The following is an 18,923-nucleotide window of genomic DNA, read 5'->3' on the forward strand; positions in this document are numbered from 1 at the left end:
ATTCGCGCCGCTTTGTCAAAAATAAAAAAGGCTACATCATGATTTATAATACAGCCTCTTTTGGTTCCTGGTTAATTAGTGTTTATTGCCTGTGCCATTCACCTGGTAAGCGCCTATATCTCTTCCGGGAGGGGTTAACTCTGTCACCCCAAATTTAGGATCAACAGGCACCTCTCCCTTTGGTGTAAAGCCGGTAAAGCCTTTACCTATACATGGCGATGTTAGTTTCAAAGCAAAGTTGTATGTTCCTACAGTGGCAATATCCCGCAGCTTTGCGCCGGTAGGCAGCGGCACAGGGCCATTGATAAATTGAGGATCGTTTGCTTTAAGTATCGCTGGATTTGCGGAATACACATCGCCGGGTTTCCAGCCGGCAGGCAAAAATGAAGAGGGTAATGGAAAATCTGTAGCCGGTGCTTTTGATATAGCTGTACTTACCGATAAGGATGGATAAATTTGGTTAGCTACAGATAAAGAATCGGCATAGGTGAAGTTATAACCGTATTTGAGGTTGGCGGTATCGGCTATCGGGTTTTGTACAACGCGCAAACCAAATTTACAGTTCACCATCAGGTTGTTGTAGGCCATACCAGCGGCATCCTGCTCAAAGTTGATAGAGCCGCCGCGACCTGCGGCTGCTCTCCTGAAACCGCAGTTTACAATGGTATTATTATACATCCGCACGTTAGAACCCGGCACACCCGTTAGGGCACCAGAGTTTGAAAGTTTAGGACCGTTAGTGGCCATACCGATACAAAGGTTATAAGCAAAATCGCCAACGGTGCCGGCCTTGGCATTTAGGGCCTCGCCACCTGTATAACCGCACTTCTCAAAAGTGTTGCGCAGGATAGCTATTTTGCCGCCAATTGTACGGATAGGGTCATCTACGCTGCCATACATCCAGGAATCTTCTAAAACAAATATGCCGAAGGGGTTTTGAAAATAAATTGGATATGGGCTTTTAGATAATACAGCAATGTCTCCGCTTGGGGTTCCGCCGCCAAACTCAATATGCGCCCATTTAATGATAAGCATTTTGCAGTTGGGGCCGCCGATAATGCCGGTCCATTTACCAACAAACGCAGGGTCTGAAGCGGGATTAGCACCAATCTCATCAGTTTTTACCACATCAGGAGCGGTAAAATAAACCGGCTTGGCTTTTGTGCCTAATACTACCATATTGCCTTTAACGCCAATACCATAGTTGCCCTTAAAGTTAACTGTAACGCCTTCCTGTACGGTTAGCGTATCGCCTTCGTTTACAATAAGGTTACCGCATACGTTATAGGTTTTGCCTGCAAGCATGGTACCCTTTACGGCTAACGATGTGGCAGAACCTGTGGGTATTAAACAGCCGGCATCGCTAATTGGCGCGGCTACAAGTACAACTGCTTTAGAGAGGTCTTTGTAATCGGCTATTTTTTTACAGGAGTTTAGCAGTAGCCCTGCCGAAACCAGTGCGAGGAAGAGATATATTTTATTTTTCATGATGATTATAGTTTATAGCGTATGCCGAATAAGAAATTGGTTTTAAACAAGTCTTTCTGCACAATGATCTTGTTGTTTACATCCGTTTGTAACGACAATGGCCTTGCACCGGGTGCTGTTAAATAATCGGTATAAGATTGGTGCAGCTCCAGTATATAAGGGGTGTTGGTAAGGTTGTTAACTTTACCATAGAATGAGAACTTTTTAGCAAAACGCTTCTCTACAGATATATCCAGCTGTTTGGTTGGCGCCTGCCAGTAATCTAGTCCGTAATATGGGCTCACCAGGGCTATGCGGGCACCAGTGTAAACAAACGCAGTTTGTACATCCAGCCCAATTTCAGGGTTCTTATAAACCAATGCAATGTTGCCAATATGGTTGCTCTGACCCTGCAGCGGACGGGTTTCTGCCTGAATACGGGAGGTTACTTGCCCGGCATCGGTACGGTATGAAAAAAGTTTATCTGATGTGATCTTTGATTTGGTGTAGGTGTAATTACCCACGATACCAAAGGGACCGAAATACTTGGTTGCTACTGCTTCGAAACCGTAATTGCGTGCATCGCCAAAGTTTTGCGGTATAAGCGTTTGCGATGTAACACCTGTTTTTACTGCCGAAAACTCTATCGGATCCTGTATTTTTTTGTAAAACGCGCCTACTAACACTTCGTCGGCATCATGCGGGAACAACTCGTATCTAAAGTCGATATTGTCTGCAGTAGTGTGATTTAAACCTGCCGGGTTGCCCGACTCTTTGAATACTTCGCCTTGCTGCCCGTCCGGAATCAGTTCTGCAAAGCCAGGCCTTGCTAAGGCTCGGTAATAAGACAGCCTTAAATTTTGATTTTCCTTCAACTTGTACTTCAGAATACCACTTGGCAAGAAGTCGGTATAATGGATCTTGCCCGATTTGTATGCAACTGCATCGGGTAACTGGGTGTCGTAATTTTGCTGGGTATGTTCTACACGTAAACCACCTAAAGCCTCTAACTTATCGGTCAACTGTAGTTTGCCCTGCACATAGCCGGCCACTACATTTTCTTTAAAGGTGTAGGTGTTACCATCCGGTACGTAAAGTGATGCACCTGAGCTTTTAAATACGTATTGCGCGCTGTTAATATCAGTATAGGCTTGCGATGTCCCTGTACCTAAAAAGGGCGTAAGGCTGTACGAATTGTAGTAGGCATCCCTTGTTTTGTTTCTTTCAACGCCGCCAAATTTCAATTCAAACTTTTTGCCAAACAGGTTGAAGTTATCGGTTAGGTTTAGGTAAGCAGCATAATCCTTATCGCTGTTACGCGTCCAGATGCGGTTCATGCCTTGTAAAATATCGGTACTGGTTGATGTTTTGGTAACCGGGTATTCGTGTGTAAAATCGGCCTGATCCGGGATATGGTTGTTAGCAGTTGAGTACGCTAAAGACCAATCAAACTTCAATGCATCATTTAACTGGTGCACGCCCTGCAAAGTTGAATTGTAGATAGACTGGTACTGCCACCTGGTGCGGGCCTGTGCATCAACTAACGAGTTTAGGGCGATGGTGTCGCTGATAAGGCGGCTTTGATAATCATCCAGCCTTACATAAATATTCACCAGGGAGATCTTATTGCGGTTATTGAATTTGTAATCGAATTTGTTGTTAACCCCTATCCGCCTGCTTTGCTGCGAATAGCTGCGCGATTGCAATTCGATAAATTGCGGGATATTATTCAAGCCGGGCTGTGCATTTGGCAAAAAGAAGGTAGAGTTATTACCGGTATAATTGTTTTGGAAACTACCTGAAATCAGGAAACCCAACTTATCGTCCTTACCAAAACGGTCGCCAAAGGTTAAACCGAAGTTCGTATTAACCGGTGCGCTTTTCGGTGTAAAATTTAAATTCCTAACCGGGAAATCGGCTGGTGTAGCAGCGTATGTGTTGCCATTAATTTCTGCCGGCGAGCGCTTGTTGATGGTCGATCTGTCGAATTGCTGAAAATCGCGGCCGCCGCTGAACACGGCATTGTACCCGGCTGCAAAATTAGCCTGGAATAAGGTACGGGCGGGTGCATCTTTCATCACCAGGTTTATAGTACCGCCGATGGCATCACCTTCCATTGATGGCGTAAGGGTTTTGCTTACCTCCAGGCGTTCTAATAGTTCTGCCGGAAACAGGTCCAATGGTATGAAACGGTTTTTGTTATCGGGGCTGGGTATCTTAATCCCATTAACCAAAGTATTGATGTAACGTTTCTCCATACCGCGAATAATGGGGTAACGGCCTTCACCAGAGCTGCTGCGCTCTATGGTTACGCCCGAAACCCTTTGCATTACATTGGCCACGGTAACATCCGGCGAGATCTCGATATTACGAGCCGAAACAATGTTAACCACCTGGTTTGCTTTCAGCTCCAGAACTCGGGCGCGCTTATCAGTAGATGCGTCGTTAGCTACAACGTTTACGTCATTCATCTGGCGCGTATCGGGCTCCATTGCTACATTTAAAGTAGTTTGCTTACCGGCCTCAACAGTTACTTTAAGCTCTTTGGTTTTATACGATACAAATCGGAACTGCAAATTATAAACGCCGGGGCTAAGGTTTTTAAAGGAAAAGTACCCATCGAGCTGTACTGCTTGGCTTTTACCCGTTTCTTTGAGTAGGATACTGGCACCTATCAGTGTTTCCTTGGTTGATGCATCAGTCACTTTACCTTTTATGGACTGTGAAAATGAGGCCGCGGAAAATAGCAGGCCAAGGGAAAAGAACAGCAAAAACTTGTAGTACAAGTAAAAGTATTTCATATCTGGGGGTTAATTATTCCGCAAAGAAACCCCGACAAAACTGTATCAAAACTGAATTTTAGGCCGTTTTTAATATGTTGTCTAAACCTTAATATGAAGTTAATACGGGGGCAGCGTATTGGCGTTTTACCCGCTAACCCGGCATGTTTTATTTATACTTACTTAACATTAATTTGATGCTGCAGGCGGTAATGCTGTGCTCAGCTCACGCTAGCTGTTATCACGCAACACTAAACGTCATCTTCAGCCCTAACACCCGCATCTGGTAAATTTTCAGTTATATCAGCATTACTTAAACCGCATAACCATTAATCTGAATGCCCCAAAAAATCGTACTTTACAGATTCACTAAAATTACTTTATCTTTAGTCTGTTTATCTAAACGTTGCTTATTACAGGCTCAAAAATGATTACTTCGCAAAGCTCCGATATCAAAGCTATCTCGCACAAACGTTGGGTTAAAAGCACGCATTTTATCATTACTTTAAGTTTTATGGCGCTTACGGTTAGTGGGTATGTTATTCTGATGTCGCATCCAAGGCTTTACTGGGGCAAGTCGGGCAACGACCTTACTCCGGCACTGTTTGAGCTTCCTATCAGCCGTAACTATCATCATGCCGGTTGGGACAAAACCATCCCGTTTAAGAATTTAACCGGTAAGCAGGTAACCGCGGTCCGCACATATGATATATTTAACCAAAACGGCTGGGGCCGCAGCCTGCACTTTTTAGCAGCGTGGTTCCTGGTTATAGCCGGCGTAATTTATCTCCTTACAAGCATTTTTAGCGGGCATTTACGTGATAACCTGGCGCCGCGACGCGGCGAACTGAAGCTCAAGTTACTCTGGCGCGATTTTATGGCCCATTTTCGCGAGCAAACGCACTATACAGGCAAATATGGGCTACTGCAAAAAATCAGTTACCTTTTCGTCATTTTAATCCTGTTTCCGGTGGTTATCTTAACAGGCTTTACCATGTCGCCGGCTATCACCGCGTCTTTTCCCTTCCTCTTAAAAATATTCTTCGGGCATCAATCGGCGCGCACCATCCACTTTTTTGCGGCGGCATTGTTGTTGTTGTTTTTACTTGTACACGTGATGATGATCATCAGGTCGGGCTTTCGGCGGAATATTTGGGCAATAACTTTTGGCAAATAGTGATGAAGAAAAAACGATTGATGAATCGGCGGCAGGCTATTTTAGCGGGACTTACCTCGGCAGGTGCCCTCCTACTTTCAAGCTGCTTGAAGAAAGCACCTCCAACCTATGGCAATATTTTGCGGATGGGCGATGACCTCACCTATTTAGCACAGCGCGGCCTGCTTTCGCAGCGGGCGCTGGCTATGGAATACTCAAAAAGCGATATCACCAGCTTCCCGGTAACCGATATTGGCGACCCCGCCGACCCGGCCAGTAAAAACGCATACAGCAAGGATTACCAAATGCTGCAAAGCAATAGTTTTAAAGATTTTAAGCTTTCGGTTGAAGGTTGCGTGGCCGACCCACGCAGCTACACTATGGAGGACCTCAAAAAACTCGGCGCGCGCACACAAATCACCCGGCACACCTGCGAGGAAGGCTGGAGCGCTATTGCCGAGTGGACCGGCGTGCCGCTAAGCGCGGTACTGAAAGATGCCGGCATTTCACAAGCCGCGCGCTATGTATGCTTTTATGGCTACGACAATTATGCGGAAAGCATTGATATGCTCGATGCCTTGCATCCGCAAACCATCCTGGCCCATACCATGAATGGCGAAGACCTGCCTGCACGCAACGGTGCCCCGCTGCGCCTTAGGGTAGAGACGCAAATAGGTTACAAAAGCGTTAAGTTCATACGGCGCATCGTAGTAACCGACAAATTCACAGATCCGGGGCCTGATATTAAATCGGGGTGGGCGTGGTACACGGGGATCTGAATTTTATATGCGGCGATGGTTTAGGATAGTGACTTCAGTCTGTGATCGGTGTTGCCACACCACTGGCTTAAATCTCACACCATAATTTGCAATTAATTAATATTCAGCTATATTAGCCTTGCTTAAACCTCGTAAACCATGGAAGATAAATACATCATATCCGCGTTCATCGTTGTCGCCATCATCGCAGCAATATTCGTATTTAGGAGCTTAAACGTCAGTTTTTTTGGATTGAAGTTAAAGGGAGAGAACGGCATCAGACGGAATAAACTCGACATTGATGGCAAACACAACAAAGTAAAGATGGGCAGCAACGCAAACAAAACCCCCGCGGATAATACAGCGAAAGTACGTGGTGAAGACCACGATGTTGAAATGATGTAGAACAACACAGGAATCCATCAATGAGCTTTATCCAATACAACTCCATAAAAATTGATGGCGACAACAACCTGGTGCTCCAATCAGTTGATGGCGAAACCCTGCGCGTAAGCCTCAGCGAGTTCATCGACAAATTTACCCGAGAGAAAGACGAAAGGATAACGTTGTTGCAGAAAGCGTTATACGATAAAGAAAAGATAGAGACCTTTAGCGATGAAAAGATAGCCTCTCTTTCTGTCGAACTTCAACGGATAACAGAAGAACGCGATGCCCAAACCGTACAAATCACCAAAATGGTGGAAGATTTCGCGCAAAAGGACATTACCGCGAGCAGCGGTCTATACCAACAAGCCTTTAATTTATTCCTTGCTGCTAAGTTGGATGAGGCACTTTCCCTGCTAAGCGAAGCGCGTTTACAAGAAGAATTAGCTTTAATAGAAGAACGCGACAAGCATGCGCGACGTGACTTAGCAGACAGCTATTTGCTCCGCTCCGAGATGCTACAATTGCAATTTGATTTTGCTGGTGCAGGTGCTTGTATAGAAAAGGCGGTGGAGATTTGCCCCGAATGGGCTTATTATTTAGAGGCGGGTATTTTCTTTAAATTCATTAACCGGTTAACGGAAGCCGACCAATATTACCAGCACGCGTTGCTCGGCGCAGGGGATGACCCTTATAAAAAGGCAAGTACTTTAAACAACCTGGCAAATTTGCAAAGTGACCAAAACGAATACGAAAAAGCAGAAATCAATTATTACGAAGCATTAGGTAATTACAAACAATTACCGGATTCCAATCTACAGGTTCATGCCCCCCTTGTCGCCACTACGCTGAACAACCTGGCTGTGTTGCAAAACAGTCTTAACGAATTCGATAAGGCGGAAGCGCATTACAACGAGGCATTGGAAATCCGCAGGCAGTTGTCCAAAGCGGACCCACAGACTTACCTACGCGATGTGGCGATGACACTGAATAACTTGGCTAATTTGCAAAACGACCAGGATAAACAAGACAATGCGGAAGCTAATTACTATGAGGCACTAGAGATATACAGGCAATTGGTGGAGGCTAATCCGCAAACCTATTTACCCAATCTAGGTAGCACACTGAATAATTTGGCTATTTTGCAAAGTGGCCGAAAACAATACGACAGAGCGAAAGCCAATTTTATCAAGGCATTAGAAATTCGCAGGCAATTGGCTAAAGCCAACCCCCAGACATACCTACCGCATGTGGCCGCCACACTGAATAACCTGGCAATTTTGCAACATGACTTAAACGACAATGACAAGGCAGAAGCCGATTACACCGAGGCATTAGACGTATACAGGCAGCTCGCGGGTGTTTACCCGCAGGCTTATTTACCTTATGTAAGCATAACATTGAACAATCTCGCTACTTTGCAAGAAAGCATGAATGAATATTATAGCGCGGAAGTCAATTATAATGAAGCCCTAGGTAATTACAGAAAATTGGCGGAAGCTAACCCGCAGACTTACCTACGAGACGTTGCAGTGACCCTGGTAAACATCAGTATCTTTTATACTTATAATAAAGGTTTTCGGGACAGAACAAAAGCGCTGGGTTATGCACGGGAGGCTATTACTATTGCGTTGCCGTTTTCTGCATCTGTGCCGGCTTGTGCTACTTACATCCGAAAGGCTAGCAAGGTACTAAAAGATTGGGGCGAAGACCCCGAAGCCTTCCTAAATTCACTAAAAACCCAGCCGCTGCTATGAGCTTCATCCAATATAACTCGGTTAAAATTGATGGCGACAACAACCTGGTGCTGCAATTGGTTGATGGTGGCACGCTTAAGGTAACTCTTAGCGAGTTCATAGATAAATTTACCCACGAAAAAGACGAAAGGATAAAAGAGTTGCAGGAGGCCCTGTACGATAAAAACACCATCATAAACCTCACACAGGAAAAAGCAAGCACTCTGTCTGCCGAGCTGGAACGGCTAACAGAAGAACGCGATGCCCAGGCCACGCAGATTACCAAAATGCTGGATGATTTTGCGCAAAAGGATATAGCCACAAGCAGCGAGCTTTATAAACAAGCCTTCAATTTATTCATCGACACAAAATTGGAAGAGGCACTGGCTTTATTAAGCGAAGCCCGTTTGCAGGAAGAATTAAAGTCAATTGAACAACAAGAGGAATCCCCTAACAAAAGGAGGCGGGACTTGGCAGACAGTTACCTATTAAGGGCTGAAATGCTTCAACTGAAATTCGATTTTCCTGGCGCGGGTAAGTGCCTTGAAATAGCAGTTAGCATATACCCGGGGTGGAAGTATTATCTGAAGGCCGGTAATTTCTTCCAGTTTATTAATCAATTTGAAGATGCGGAAGTATTTTTGCAGTCCGCTTTACAGAGGGCAAATAACCCCGAAGAAAAAGCAAAAACGTTAAACAACTTAGCTGTTTTGCAAAAGAACAGGAACGAATTCGAAAAGGCCGAAGCTAACTACAGTGAGGCTCTAAATATACTCAGGGAATTAGCTACTACAAGCCCGCACGAATATCTCTTTGACGTGACCCTGACGCTAAATAACCTAGCAATTTTGCAAAGAAACAGAAACGAATTCGAAAAAGCCGAAACTAATCACAGCGAAGCTCTTCACATACGCAGGCAATTAGTGACGACAAGCCCGCAGACCTATCTGCCCTATTTAGCCAACACACTCAACAACCTCGCCATTTTACAAAAGAACAGAAATGAATACGATAAGGCAAAAGTGAATTATGCTGAGGCCCTTGCCATATACAGGCAATTGGCAGCAGCAAACCCTCAAACCTACGTGCCATATATGGCTACGGCGCTGAATAACCTGGCAACTTTGCAAAGCGATAAAAACGAGTACGATATGGCCGAAGAGGGTTATAATGAGGCCCTCTACATACGCAGACAACTTGCTACAACAAACCCGAAAACATACCTCCCTTATTTGGCAAACACGCTGAACAATCTCGCTGCTTTACAAAAGAGCAGAAACGAATACGAAAAGGCCGAGGAGAATTTTGCTGAGGCTCTTAATATACGTAGGAAATTGGCGGAAGTTAACCCGAAAGCTTATTTACCTGTTGTGGCTAATGCCCTCAACAATCTCGCTAACCTGCAAAGCGACAGGAAAGAATACAATAAGGCCGAAGTCAATTACATCGAAGCCTTGGAAATCCGTAGGCAATTGGCAAAGGTTAACCCACAGGTCTACCTACCAAAAATCGCCTCATTACTTGTCAATATAAGTATGCTCTATAGTTATTATGAAATTTTTTGTGACAGAGAAAAAGCGATAAGCCAAGCTAAGGAGGCGATAACCATAGCATTGCCTTTTTCGAGCTTCATTCCCGCATGTGAAGAATATCTACAAGCTTCATGTGCCGTACTCGAACATTGGGGCGAAGACCCAGAAGCTTTCCTCAACTCCCTAATAGAGCAACCTTAAGTCTTTCCCCCCATTTCACCATTTAATAATCTTCCCTAAATTTTTCTTTGCTAAATAGCCCGCAATTCTAGGCTTATGAAAATATTGTTCGGCATACAGGGTACCGGGAATGGGCACATCTGTCCCACTCCGGATGGCCGTTTGGTCCGCAGGGTCGTTTTCAACAGACCCTGCGGGGACGGCACCAGTCAATTTAGAAGAGCTTACCCTTCATACGCCCGTTTCAGCGTTTCAACTTCAACTTTTGTCATTGGCATAAAAGCTTGCGTAACGCGTTCAATTTGTTCGGGGCTTCCGTTCTTCAGCGCATCAAACATCACGGTAGAGGCCACCTGCCAGGATACACCGTATTTATCTTTCAGCCAGCCGCATTGGCCGGGTTTGCCACCGGCGGAGAGAGCCTCCCAGTAGTAGTCGATCTCTTTCTGGGTTTCACAGGGCACCAATAGCGATACAGCATCATTAAACCCGAAGCCATGCTGATGCGCGCTATCCATAGCGGCCAGCCAGGTTTTATCAGCATAAAAATCGGCAAACATCAGCGTGCCCGCTTTATCCGGTCCCATATCCGTAGGGCGCGGGGCGGTGGTGCCGCGTTTGCCATCTTTAAATACCGAGCAATAAAAATCAATGGCCTCATTGGCCTTGCCGGCCACGGGTTCGGTAAACATCAGCGATGGAATGATGACCGGCCTTTCCTCGCCTGCCGGGTTAGTGAGGATGAGCTGCCAGGATACGCCGTTTTTATCGGACAGCCAGCCAAAGCGCTCGCTAAATGGGTAGCGGTCCAGCGGCATCAGTATTTTCCCGCCGTCGGCAAGTCTTGCCCATACCTCGTCGATGTGTTTGGCGGCATCCGGGTCGAGTGAGGGGTCGAAGTTGATAAAGAAGGAAATAGAGGGGTTGATGCCCAATGCGTGACCGGTGCTGATGCCCAGGAAGGGCTGACCGGCAACCGTAAATTCAACCACTTCGCATTCGCCGCCGGCCATTGGGAAATGATTTACATAATCAACAGCGGAATTTGGCAATAAGCCTGCATAAAATTCGGCTGCCTCTTTAGCGCTTTGGCCGAACCAGATGTGCGGTTTGATGGGTAACATAGGTATATGATTTTGGTTATGTAATATAAAAAGTAGTAAGCGTTAATTGTTTTGATGGAATTAATTAACTACCTCAAAGTTAAATGATTTCGCACCACCGTGTCGGTGCCAATTGAGTCATTTTAGAGGTGTATTGCGACAAGATTTGGAGGCCTTACTTATCGCCCGGCTAGTTGAACCCATCCCTCAGGAGCTATATTACCAGCCCACAAAAGATTTATTTTACCCAAATTTGCGGCATGAAAGAACAAGTACTTGCCTTAATTTCGGGTTTGAAAGAAAATACAATTACGTTTAGCCAGGTTATTGAATTTATAGAAAGCCATTACCGGCACCAGCCCACTGCATTTAAAAATGGCGATACCTATAATGAAGCAACACAAAATCAGGGGAGTGCCAAGGTTTTTACTTTTGCCCAAATAAACAATTTAAGTGCTGAGGATACCCTTTACCTGTTTGCCGAGCATTACCGCGCGGTGCTGGCCAGTCCCGATGCCACAGACCATCAAAACATCAGGCAGTTTATGCTTCATGGCTGGCCGGGGATAGTTTTTGAAGGAAATGCGCTGCTTGCAAAATGATGCTGGGCCCTGCCACCTGTGCGGGGGTTACTTTACATCAACGTTAAAGGCCAATTTTCTTCGGCTCTAACAACCGCATCCTGTAGCAATTCATTGCCGTTTCGCCCAACTGGGCTATGAGGTGGTAATTGGCGATAGCGCCCACCGCCGCGCCGATAACGGGGATAAGTTGGGCCATTTTGGCGAGGTCGATATAGTCGCGGTATTCCAGCTGGAAGGTGCGCCAGTCGAATTGGTCGGTATCAACGGGTAGTTTGGCGCTGTAGCTTTCCCAGCCCTCCAGCAGGTGGTACACCTCGTTGCGGCGTTGCTGGCTGCAAAAGGTAAGCTGGAAAATATAGAGGATGTACAGCCTTTCCTTATAATCCTTCACATCAAACCCATATAGGGCCGCTATATTAAACAGCAGTTTCATTTTTATGCCGATAAGAATTGGGAACTCGGCAAAGCCCAGCAAAATGCCGCCCGTGCCTGTAATAGCACCTTCCACAGCGGCGGTTTTGCGGTAAATCTCTATCTCGCGTTTTACATAACTTTCGCGCAACAGCAGCGAAGCATCAGGCGCAAGCTTATCAGAGGTGGTGTACTTGGCGCCAAAAAGCACCGCCTTCACCATTTTTTCGATGGTAATGGTAATTACTTTGTGTGCCTTCTCGGGGATGATGCTGTTGACCTTATTCTGCAGGCTCTTGGCTATGCGGTTGGCAAGAGATGGTTTCTTTTGCATGTTTTGCCGCCATTGGGTAAGCAGTACATAAGCTTGTTCTTCGTAGGCATCCATGCAGTTTCGGGTTAATTAAATAGTAGATGATAATTATACCGCAATGTTACTGCCAAAAGTAAAACGCCACTTGTTGACCGGTAAGCGCCTACACATTTACCCTCATTTCATCATTTAATAATCTTCCCTAAATTTTTCTTTGCTAAATTGCCCACAATTCTACGCTTATGAAAATATTGTTCGGCATACAGGGTACCGGGAATGGGCACATCAGTCGCGCCCGCGAAATTGTGCCCCTGCTGCAGCAATACGGCGAGGTTGACCTCATCGTAAGCGGCACCGAGGCCGAGGTGAGCCTAAGTCAGCCTCTGCTGCACAAGTTCCATGGCTTCAGCTTTGTGTTCGGCAAAAACGGCGGGGTGGATAATTGGGCCACATTCAAGCTCATGAACCTGCGCCAGCTCTGGAAGGATATGCACAGCCTCCCCCTGGGCGATTATGACCTGGTGATCAACGATTTTGAACCCGTTACCGCCTGGGCATGCCGCCTCCAAAAAGTGCCCTCGGTTTCGTTGAGTCACCAATGCTCGTTCGTGTCGCCAAAAACGCCCCGCCCCAAAAGCTGGGACTGGGCCGAGTGGCTCTTCAAATATTATTCGCCCACCACGCACCATATCGGCTTCCACTTTGAACGGTACGATGATTTTATACATACGCCCGTTATCCGCAGCGATATCCGCCGTATGGAGACATCCAACCTGGGCCATTACAGCGTTTACCTGCCCGCCTATAGCGATAAAACCCTGCTGAAGCACCTCAGCGGCACCAATGCCGAATGGCATATATTCTCAAAACGCACCAAAACCCCTTACCGCGAGGGCAACGTGCAGGTGTTCCCCGTGAATAACGATGGCTTCAACAATAGCCTGGCCAGCAGCGCAGGCTTGCTTACCGGCGGTGGTTTCGAAGGCCCTGCCGAGGCCCTGTTCATGGGCAAAAAGGTGATGATGATACCCATGAAGGGCCAGTACGAGCAGCAATGCAACGCCCTCTCGGCATCCAAACTGGGCGTAAAGGTGGTAAGCACCATTACCGACCACTTCAAAACCGACATCAACGCCTGGCTGGCCGACCAAACCCGCATCAACGTAAACTTCCCCGACGAAACCGCGCAAATAGTGGATGATATGGTGAAGAAATATGCGAGGTGATTGCGGATTTCGGAATTGTGATTTCGGATTTATACGTGCCCGGAAATTCTATTCTAACATTGTAAATCCACTTTTACTTTCCTTACATTAGTGGCATGCTTAAACCGTTATCGCTATTGTTGCTCGTTGCAATATTCGCTTTTTACCAAACCGCTTGTACATACACAAATGGACAAAAGAAAAACGCCGCAGCAAAAGAATTTGAAGGAATAATCACCTACCACGAAATAGCTAAATTCCCGGACAGTTCCCTGAATCAAGATGATACTGTTTCATTTCTTTATTCAAAAGGGAATTATGTCAGTATCCATTCTGCTAAATCACCTAAGTTTCACATAATCAAAGACTACTATCTCGAAAGCGAGCCTTTACGATTGTATCTTTTTAGCAATTCAGACACTTTGCATCAATTCGAATTAAGTTCGTCAATTGAACGTTTAGAAAGTTTCACAGTAAAAAAGATGAGCGATAAGGTACTTTCGAGAAATTGCGAGAAGCTTGAGGTGAACACTAGTTACCATAAACAAAACTCCATCACATACACAGATTTTACTTTTATATTTTCAAGAGATTACCTAAGAGTAAACAAGGAGCACTTTAAGCATTGGAAAATAGGCTTTTTTGATAAAGTTATAGATGAAACCGGGGCTTATTATTTAAATTTTAAAGCTGTTCATTACGATAGTTCGCATAAAAATATATTATCCTCTAAAACCTACGAGGTAATATCCGTTCAAGAAAAGCCCATCAATCCCATGGTATTTAAAATTGATTCCACGAAGATTAAACGGTACGAATAGTTGACCAGCTTTCCCTTGATAATCCATTACGCCTCAATCGCTTTTTCTGCTAATTTTGCCGCCATACGCAAGGCATATGATCAAAATCTTTAAGGCATACAATCCTGTTAACGTGTTATGGCTTGCCGTGCTGCTTTTCGTGTTGCGTATCGGCTACACCGTGCACGTGCCGGATAAGCTGGCCTTTACTTTCGTAGAGCCCTTTGCCCGCCTGCTGATACCCGTAGCTTATGAGTATGTTTTTTCGCCGGCCGTAAACATGCTGCTGGCTGGGGTGCTGGTGCTTGGGCAAGCCGTGCTGCTCAATTACCTGGTAAACCATTTCAACCTGCTTAGCAAGCCCAGCTTTTTGCCCGCGCTGATGTATGTTACGCTTACGGCATTGTTCACCCCCTTCATGGTGTTGAGCGCGCCGCTTATCTGCAATTTTTTGGTCATCTGGATGCTTTTCAAGCTATTCAGCTTTTATAAAAGCGAGGATGCCAAATCTACCGCTTACGACCTGGGTATGATCGTTGCCATAGGCTCACTTATCTACCTCCCCTTTATCTTTCTGTTTTTGGCTATCTGGATAGCCCTCATGATATTCAAGCCCTTTAACTGGCGCGAGTGGATATCGTGCATATTGGGCTATATCACTGTGTTCTTCTTTTTGGCGGTATTGTATTACCTCAATGGCAGGTTGGGCCGTTTTTACGATATCTGGGCACCGCTCGGTTCCAAATTCCCCAACAGCATCCACATCCGGTATCTCGATTATCTGGTGCTTATCCCGGTCATCATCATTATCGGCCTGTATTTCGTAAAACTGCAGCAAAACTTCCTAAAAAGCTACGTGCACGTGCGCAAATCGTTCCAGCTGTTGTTCGTCATGTTTTTGATTGCGGGGCTGAGTTTTTATATCAAAAACGAGTTCAACCTCAACCACTTTTTGCTGTGCGCGGTGCCTGCCGCAGTGTTCTGCAGCTACTATTTCATCAACGCAACAACCAAATGGTTTTACGAAAGCCTGTATTTATTGCTGCTTATCAGCATAATATACCTGCAGTTTAACACTTTTTAACTTTTACATTCGTTCAAATTTCGGCCGATGTGTTAGTTTTGTAGCATGAAATTTGGCGTAGTAATATTCCCCGGCTCCAATTGCGATGAAGATATCATCCACGTTTTGCAAAATGTAATGGGCCAGCAAGTAGTTAGGCTGTGGCATAAAGACCATGATTTGCAAGGTGCAGAGTTCATTGTTTTGCCCGGCGGCTTCTCTTTTGGCGATTACCTGCGCTCAGGCGCTATCGCACGCTTCTCGCCCATTATGCAGGAAGTGATACAATTTGCGGCGAAAGGCGGCAAGGTATTGGGCATATGCAACGGTTTCCAGATACTGGCCGAAGCGGGCCTGCTGCCCGGCGCATTGCTGCACAACAAAAACCGAAAATTCATCTGCCGCAATATTTACCTTAAGCCGCAAACCGCAAACTCGCTGGTTACCCGCCAGCTGGATCCGGAGCGTGCCCTTAAGATACCCATTGCCCATGGCGAAGGCAATTACTTTGCAGATGCCGATGTGCTGAAGGCCATTAACGATAACGACCAGGTGCTGTTCCGCTATTGCGACGAGGCCGGCAACATTACCGACGAAAGCAACCCCAACGGCTCGTTGGAGAACATTGCAGGTGTTTGCAATGCAGAGCGTAACGTGTTCGGCTTTATGCCGCATCCTGAGCGTGCATCCGAAAGCCTGGTAGGCAACGAAGACGGGCTGGCGATATTCGAATCGATACTGGCATTGGCTAAGGCCTAAAAATGATATCGCTGGCGATAGATATTGGCAACACCTTCACCAAAATAGCCGTTTTTAAAGATAACGACCTGTTGGAGGTGCAGCAATACCAGCAACCCGGCGAAGATGAGATTAACGCGCTGTTACGCAAATACGACATCGAAAAGGCAATAGCTTCGTCGGTAAAGCCAGTGGCCGAACCATGGCAGGCCGCGCTTCAGCAAAAGATTACAGTAGTAAAGTTCGATAGCAGCACACCTACAGGCATTAACAACCATTATAAAACACCCAAAACACTCGGCCCCGATAGGCTGGCAGCCGTAACAGGCGCATACCATTTATACCCGCTGGCCGGCAACATGGTTATAGGCGGAGGCACTACCATCACTTACGATTATGTTGATGCAGGGGCAAATTATTTTGGAGGCAGCATATCGCCGGGTTTAAAAATGCGTTATAAAGCCTTAAATCATTACACAGGGGGATTGCCGCTGATAGAGGCTGAAAGCAATTTTGATGATAATATGGGCCACGACACCGCCTCGGCGATTATGTCGGGCGTGCAAAACGGCATCAAATACGAGCTTACGGGCTTTATAAACGAGTACATAAAAACACAAAAAGCGTACAATATCATACTACACGGGGGCGATAGTATTTTTTTTGATACGCTGTTAAAAAATAGCATCTTTGCCCCCTATATAAAAAATGAGCCTTACCTGGTTCTTAAAGGATTAAACGCAGCTATACAAAAGCATAATGATTAGATATATAAGGCTCTTTATAATAGTTTCTCTTACTGCAACCGCCTTGGGTGCAAATGCCCAATCTACCGCAACTACCAGTTCGCCGTATTCCAGGTATGGCCTTGGCGATCTTAGCCCTTCGGTTATGCCGCAAAACATCGGCATGGGCGGCATAGGTACCGCAATCAATAAAATAAACAGCTACAACTATATAAACTTTTTAAACCCGGCTGCCTACTCATCCATGAATTATGTGGTTATAGACGCGGGCATCTCCAGCAATTTCAATACGCTTAGCAAAAGCGGGCTAAGCAACCAAAGCAACTCCAGTTTCAGGCTCAGCCATATCGCATTCGGCATACCGGTGTCAAAGCAATCGGCTATCAGCTTCGGCATGCGCCCTTATACCGAGCTGGGCTACAACTACCGCCAGAAACAAAGCAATTTCGGCACCGGCCTGCCTGCAGATACCAATGCCGTTAACTACCTCTACCAGGGCGATGGTGGCTTAACAAAAGCTTATTTAGGTTACGGCGTGCGCATAGGCAAGCACTTGTCTATCGGTGCCAATGCATCATACATATTCGGCAACCTTAAAGAAACGCAATCTACCGAAGTGCCAGACCTGTTCGGCACCCTCAACTCCCGTATAGAAGAAAGCAACAGCATCAACGGATTTAATTACGATTACGGCGCACAATACAGCTTCGATTTTTCTGAAAAGAAACACCTGGTATTCGGTTACTCGGCATCGGCAAGTTCAAAGCTCAACACCCAAAACAGCTATATCGTAAGTAGCTACTTTACCGAAGCTGGCAGCGAGGGTGTTGCTACCGATAGCCTCATCAACCGAAAGGATGCGAAATCGAAGATAAATCTGCCGCAGATAAACCACTTCGGCATCAGCTACCAGCACGATGGCAAATACATTATCGGTGCCGATTATAGCATAGGCAACTGGAGTTCGCTCACCGTTGCGGGCGTAAACAAGGGCCTTCAAAACAGCAAAACTTTGAATGTTGGCGGCCAGGTAACGCCAAATATGTACTCTTTATCCAATTACTTTGCCCGGGTCGACTACCGTTTTGGAGTAATATACGATCAAACCTACCTCAACGTAAACAACACCAATATAAAAAGGTATGCCGCCACCTTTGGCATGGGCCTGCCGTTGCCACGTAACAATACCGCATTCTACAAAATAAACCTTGCGGCAGAGTACGGCAAGCGGGGCACGCTAACCAACGGACTGGTAAAAGAAAACTACATCAACTTCCACCTGTCGTTTACGCTTAACGATCAGTGGTTTGTGAAGTACCGCTACGATTAATATTCAGCCGCATGCGCAGCAGGTTATTGGTATTGAGGTTGGGGTTGCCGGCATTGTTTATAACGATGCTGCTGGCGGCCTGCGAAAACGATATCAATAAAATAAAAGCTTTAGCGGCGGCCGATTCTACCAAACCCATACAGCAAACTACCAATATCGATTTGATTTACAGCGATTCGGCCCTGGTGAAATTCCGGCTGAATGCGCCTTTGATGATTGAATATATGGTTGCAAAGCCCTACAAGGTGCTGCCAAAGGGAATCAAGATTACCTTCCTTGATAAAGATGCCATGCCGGCGGGCACTATCACTGCCGACTCGGCCCTTACGCGCAACGACGATAAATTCATCGAGTTCCGTCATAATGTGGTGGCCACCAATGCCGAAGGCACGGTTTACAAATCAGAAGAACTTATTTGGGACATGAACTTAAAGCAAATTTATTCTAACAAACAGGTGGAGATGACCAAGGTGGGCGGCGATATTATGCGGGGCACCAGCTTTAAAAGCGACGATGCCCTTAAGCACCCCATCTTCCAAAATTCCACCGCTACTATACACGTCAATGGCGACGGATTGTCGCAATAATCAGGCAAATCGGGGGCGCAAAAAATTGTGCTATAGAATTTTAGTAAAAG

Annotated in this window: 17 protein-coding genes; 13 read left to right on the plus strand and 4 right to left on the minus strand. The window is 45.9% G+C overall.

Features of this window, described 5'->3' with window-relative positions:
- Positions 1–75: 75 nt before the first annotated feature.
- Positions 76–1,488, minus strand: coding sequence for a hypothetical protein (locus AC1DXC_RS18290; protein ID WP_477460617.1), 1,413 nt, complete (start codon positions 1,486–1,488; stop codon positions 76–78).
- A gap of 5 nt (positions 1,489–1,493) precedes the next feature.
- Positions 1,494–4,268 carry a TonB-dependent receptor gene (locus AC1DXC_RS18295; RefSeq protein WP_477460618.1) on the minus strand — a complete coding sequence of 925 codons (2,775 nt, stop codon included), beginning with the start codon at positions 4,266–4,268 and terminating at the stop codon, positions 1,494–1,496.
- Between the two features lie 406 nt (positions 4,269–4,674).
- Between AC1DXC_RS18295 and AC1DXC_RS18300 the strand changes: the two genes are divergently transcribed.
- From AC1DXC_RS18300 to AC1DXC_RS18320, 5 genes are all read left to right on the plus strand, one after another.
- A complete protein-coding gene (locus tag AC1DXC_RS18300) occupies positions 4,675–5,424 on the plus strand; it encodes a cytochrome b/b6 domain-containing protein (RefSeq protein ID WP_477460619.1) in 750 nt (249 codons plus the stop codon).
- An 86-nt stretch (positions 5,425–5,510) separates the two neighbouring features.
- The gene (locus AC1DXC_RS18305; RefSeq protein WP_477460620.1) at positions 5,511–6,182 is read left to right on the plus strand and encodes a molybdopterin-dependent oxidoreductase; all 672 of its coding nucleotides are present in this window, start codon (positions 5,511–5,513) and stop codon (positions 6,180–6,182) included.
- A 138-nt stretch (positions 6,183–6,320) separates the two neighbouring features.
- Positions 6,321–6,566 (plus strand): hypothetical protein, encoded by a 246-nt coding sequence (locus AC1DXC_RS18310; protein WP_477460621.1) that lies wholly within the window; start codon positions 6,321–6,323, stop codon positions 6,564–6,566.
- Positions 6,567–6,586: 20 nt separating this feature from the next.
- Positions 6,587–8,302, plus strand: a complete 1,716-nt coding sequence (locus tag AC1DXC_RS18315; protein ID WP_477460622.1) for a tetratricopeptide repeat protein — start codon at positions 6,587–6,589, stop codon at positions 8,300–8,302.
- Positions 8,299–10,014, plus strand: a complete 1,716-nt coding sequence (locus AC1DXC_RS18320) for a tetratricopeptide repeat protein (protein WP_477460623.1) — start codon at positions 8,299–8,301, stop codon at positions 10,012–10,014. The genes AC1DXC_RS18315 and AC1DXC_RS18320 overlap by 4 nt, the downstream gene beginning before the upstream one ends.
- A 203-nt stretch (positions 10,015–10,217) precedes the next feature.
- Here AC1DXC_RS18320 and AC1DXC_RS18325 read toward each other — a convergent pair whose 3' ends face one another.
- Positions 10,218–11,117: a VOC family protein gene (locus AC1DXC_RS18325; RefSeq protein WP_477460624.1), complete on the minus strand. Its 900-nt coding sequence runs from the start codon at positions 11,115–11,117 to the stop codon at positions 10,218–10,220.
- Positions 11,118–11,356: 239 nt separating this feature from the next.
- Between AC1DXC_RS18325 and AC1DXC_RS18330 the strand changes: the two genes are divergently transcribed.
- Entirely contained in the window at positions 11,357–11,698 is a 342-nt protein-coding gene (locus tag AC1DXC_RS18330; RefSeq protein WP_477460625.1) for a HopJ type III effector protein, read from the plus strand.
- Positions 11,699–11,741: 43 nt separating this feature from the next.
- Here AC1DXC_RS18330 and AC1DXC_RS18335 read toward each other — a convergent pair whose 3' ends face one another.
- Positions 11,742–12,479, minus strand: coding sequence for an EcsC family protein (locus AC1DXC_RS18335; protein ID WP_477460626.1), 738 nt, complete (start codon positions 12,477–12,479; stop codon positions 11,742–11,744).
- Between the two features lie 167 nt (positions 12,480–12,646).
- Here AC1DXC_RS18335 and AC1DXC_RS18340 point away from each other — a divergent pair, with 167 nt between their 5' ends.
- The 7 genes from AC1DXC_RS18340 (at position 12,647) to lptC (ending at position 18,873) form a co-directional block, all read left to right on the plus strand.
- Positions 12,647–13,630: a glycosyltransferase family protein gene (locus AC1DXC_RS18340; RefSeq protein WP_477460627.1), complete on the plus strand. Its 984-nt coding sequence runs from the start codon at positions 12,647–12,649 to the stop codon at positions 13,628–13,630.
- A 95-nt stretch (positions 13,631–13,725) separates the two neighbouring features.
- The gene (locus tag AC1DXC_RS18345) at positions 13,726–14,430 is read left to right on the plus strand and encodes a hypothetical protein (protein WP_477460628.1); all 705 of its coding nucleotides are present in this window, start codon (positions 13,726–13,728) and stop codon (positions 14,428–14,430) included.
- Between the two features lie 76 nt (positions 14,431–14,506).
- Positions 14,507–15,493 carry a DUF6427 family protein gene (locus AC1DXC_RS18350; protein ID WP_477460629.1) on the plus strand — a complete coding sequence of 329 codons (987 nt, stop codon included), beginning with the start codon at positions 14,507–14,509 and terminating at the stop codon, positions 15,491–15,493.
- A 45-nt stretch (positions 15,494–15,538) separates the two neighbouring features.
- Positions 15,539–16,231 (plus strand): phosphoribosylformylglycinamidine synthase subunit PurQ, encoded by a 693-nt coding sequence (gene purQ, locus AC1DXC_RS18355; RefSeq protein ID WP_477460630.1) that lies wholly within the window; start codon positions 15,539–15,541, stop codon positions 16,229–16,231.
- Between the two features lie 2 nt (positions 16,232–16,233).
- A complete protein-coding gene (locus AC1DXC_RS18360) occupies positions 16,234–16,977 on the plus strand; it encodes a type III pantothenate kinase (protein WP_477460631.1) in 744 nt (247 codons plus the stop codon).
- Entirely contained in the window at positions 16,970–18,286 is a 1,317-nt protein-coding gene (bamG, locus tag AC1DXC_RS18365; RefSeq protein ID WP_477460632.1) for a BamG family beta-barrel-assembly machinery protein, read from the plus strand. Before AC1DXC_RS18360 ends, bamG begins: the two co-directional genes overlap by 8 nt.
- Positions 18,287–18,297: 11 nt before the next feature.
- A complete protein-coding gene (gene lptC, locus AC1DXC_RS18370) occupies positions 18,298–18,873 on the plus strand; it encodes an LPS export ABC transporter periplasmic protein LptC (protein WP_477460633.1) in 576 nt (191 codons plus the stop codon).
- Positions 18,874–18,923: the final 50 nt, after the last annotated feature.

Source organism: Mucilaginibacter sp. P2_D11, from assembly GCF_056404435.1.